The organism is Polaromonas sp. P1_E3 (assembly GCF_056405935.1).
In genome coordinates this window covers 1-3209 of record NZ_JBFUBD010000314.1, presented here as the reverse complement: position 1 = coordinate 3209, position 3209 = coordinate 1, and the positions used below count along the sequence as shown (strand labels likewise).

Sequence of the window (3209 nt, the reverse complement as noted above, 5' to 3'; positions counted from 1 at the left end):
GTACATCATCACCATGCCGGGCTTGACGCGCTGGCTGACGACAGCCCGAGCGGCAATTGCGCCGTTGACGTTGTAGGCCTCGATCCAGTCGTTGTCTTCCACGCCAATGAGCTTGGCGTCATCTTCACTGAGCCAGATGATGGGCCCGCCCCGACTCAGCGTGAGCATCAACAGGTTGTCGGTGTACGTTGAGTGAATGCCCCACTTCTGGTGCGGCGTGATGAAGTTCAACAATATCTCGGTGTTGCCGTTGCTGCGGATGCCGTGCACACCGGCGGTGGCCTTCAGGTTCACGGGCGGCCGGTAGCTGGCCAGGCCTTCGCCGAAAGCCAGCATCCACGGGTGGTCCTGGTAGAACTGCTGGCGGCCTGTGAGGGTGCGCCATGGGATCAGTTCATGCACATTGGTGTAGCCGGCGTTGTACGACACGGTTTCTGACTCGATGCCGCTCCAGGTCGGCGAGCTGATGATCTTGCGCGGTTGTGCCTGGATGTCGCGAAAGCGGATCTTCTCGTCCTCGCGGTGCAGCGCCAGGTGCGTGTGCTCACGGCCGGTCTGCTTGCCGAGCGCCGCCCAAGCCTTAACCGCCACATGGCCGTTGGTTTCTGGCGCCAGTTGCAGCACCATTTCGCAGGCATCGATGTCGCTGTTGATGCGCGGCATGCCCTGGGTGACGCCGGGCTCGGTCACCAGGCCGTTCAACTGGCCAAGCTGCTTGACCTCGGTCTCGGTATTCCACGAAATACCTTTGCCGCCGTTGCCCACCTTGTTGAGCAAGGGGCCGACAGCCGTGAAGCGCTTGTAGACATTGGGATAGTCGCGTTCAACCACCTGCATCTGGGGCGCTGTCTTGCCGGGCACCAGTTCGCACTCGCCACGCTTCCAGTCCTTGACTTCAAAAGGCTGGGCCAGCTCACCCGGGGTATCGTGCATCACCGGGGTCAGTACCATTTCCTTTTCGACACCGAGGTGGCCTTCACACAGCTCGCTGAATTTTTTCGCGAAGCCCTTGTAGATTTCCCAGTCGCTTTTCGATTGCCAAACCGGGTCCACTGCCGTAGACAACGGATGGATGAACGGGTGCATGTCGCTGGTGTTGAGGTCGTTTTTTTCGTACCAGGTTGCGGTCGGCAGCACGATGTCGGAGTAGAGGCAGGTCGTGCTCATGCGGAAGTCGAGCGTGACCAGCAGATCCAGCTTGCCCTCGGGCGCCTTGTCGTGCCAGACCACTTCTTCAGGCTTCCCGTCTTGAGCCCCAAGGTCTTTGCCCTGAACGCCGTTGTCTGTTCCGAGAAGATGCTTTAGAAAATACTCATGGCCCTTGCCCGACGAACCGATGATGTTGGAGCGCCAGACAAACATGTTGCGTGGCCAGTTGTCCGGGTGGTCCGGGTCCTCGCAGCTCATCTTGAGGGAGCCATCCTTGAGCGACTTGACGACATAGTCCTTGGCATCCAGGCCCGCAGCCTGCGCATCCTTGACCACCTGCATCGGGTTGGTCTGCAACTGCGGCGCGCTCGGCAGCCAGCCCATGCGTTCGGCGCGCACGTTATAGTCGATCATGCTGYCGCCGTAAAGCTTCTTGTCGGCGAGCGGCGACAACACCTCGTCCACGCCGAGCTTCTCGTAGCGCCACTGGTCGGTGTGCGCATAAAAGAAGCTGGTGGAGTTCATCTGCCGGGGTGGGCGGATCCAGTCAAGCGCGAAGGCTAGCGGTGTCCATCCGGTCTGCGGCCGCAGTTTTTCCTGGCCCACGTAGTGCGCCCAGCCCCCGCCGCTTTTGCCGATACAGCCGCACATCATCAGCATGTTGATGACGCTGCGGTAATTCATGTCACTGTGGTACCAGTGGTTCATGCCGGCGCCGATGATGACCATGGAACGGCCTTCGGTCTTGTCGGCGTTGTCGGCAAACTGGCGTGCGACGGCGATGATCTGGTCGCGCGGCACACCGGTGATCTGTTCCTGCCAGGCCGGGGTGTAGGGGCTGTTGTCGTCAAAGTCGGCGGCGGCCAGCTCACCGGGCAAGCCGCGGGGAATGCCGTACTGCGCAACCTGCAGGTCGAACACCGTTGCCACCAGGGCCGAGCGCTCCTCACCGGCCTTGCCGAGTGAAATGCGTTGCACCGGGACGGTACGCACCAGAACATCGCTCTGCTCATTGTTGGCGAAATGTTCATGGCGGATGCCGCCGAAGTAGGGAAAACCGACCTTGGCGCTGTCAACACTGGATGCATCACCCTCCATCACCGACAGCTTGAGCGAGACCTCGTCACCCTGGCGTGCTTCCTTGGACTCCAGGTTCCACTGCCCGGCATCGGCACGGCCATCCGGGCCCCAGCGAAAGCCGATGGCGCCGTGTGGCAACACGACCTTGCCCTGTGCATCGAAGGCCACAGTTTTCCACTCCGGGTTGTTCGCCTGGCCCAGCTTGCCGTTGAAGTCGGACGCGCGCACATAACGGTCCGGCACCATGACGGTTTCGCCGTTTTCCAGCGGGTGTTCCTTGAGCATCACCAGCATGGGCAGATCGGTGTAGCGGCGTGCGTAGTGGTCGAAGTAGGCCGAGCGCGGCTTGCCGTTGCCGCCGAAATAGAAGTCTTTCAGGATCACATGGCCCATGGCCATGGCGACCGCGGCGTCGGTGCCCTGCTTGGGGTGCAGCCACAGGTCGGAGAGCTTGGCGACTTCGGAATAGTCGGGCGTGATGGCGACGGTCTTGGTGCCCTTGTAGCGGACTTCGGTGAAGAAGTGCGCATCGGGGGTGCGCGTCTGCGGCACGTTGGAGCCCCAGGCAATGATGAAACCGGAGTTGTACCAGTCGGCCGATTCCGGCACGTCGGTCTGCTCCCCCCAGACCTGCGGGCTGGACGGGGGCAGGTCGCAATACCAGTCGTAAAAGCTCATGCACACGCCGCCTATCAGCGACAGGTAGCGCGAACCGGCGGCGTAGCTGACCATGGACATCGCCGGGATCGGCGAGAAACCGATGATGCGGTCGGCGCCGTGCTTCTTGATCGTGTGAACGTTGGAGGCCGCAATGATCTCGTTGACTTCGTCCCAGCTGGAGCGCACGAACCCACCGAGGCCGCGCACGCTCTGGTAGTCGCGCCGCTTGGCGTCGTCTTGCACCACAGCGGCCCAGGCCTCGACCGGCGGCAGCGTCAGGCGGGCCTCGCGCCAGTGCTTGAGCAGTCGCGCGCGCACCA

The 3209-nt window shown here is 62.1% G+C and carries 1 protein-coding gene; it reads right to left on the bottom strand.

Annotation, left to right across the window (positions count from 1 at the left end):
- The coding region (locus tag AC1D0Z_RS18440) for a nitrate reductase subunit alpha (RefSeq protein ID WP_477659647.1) at positions 1 to 3209 on the bottom strand (3209 nt) is incomplete at both ends.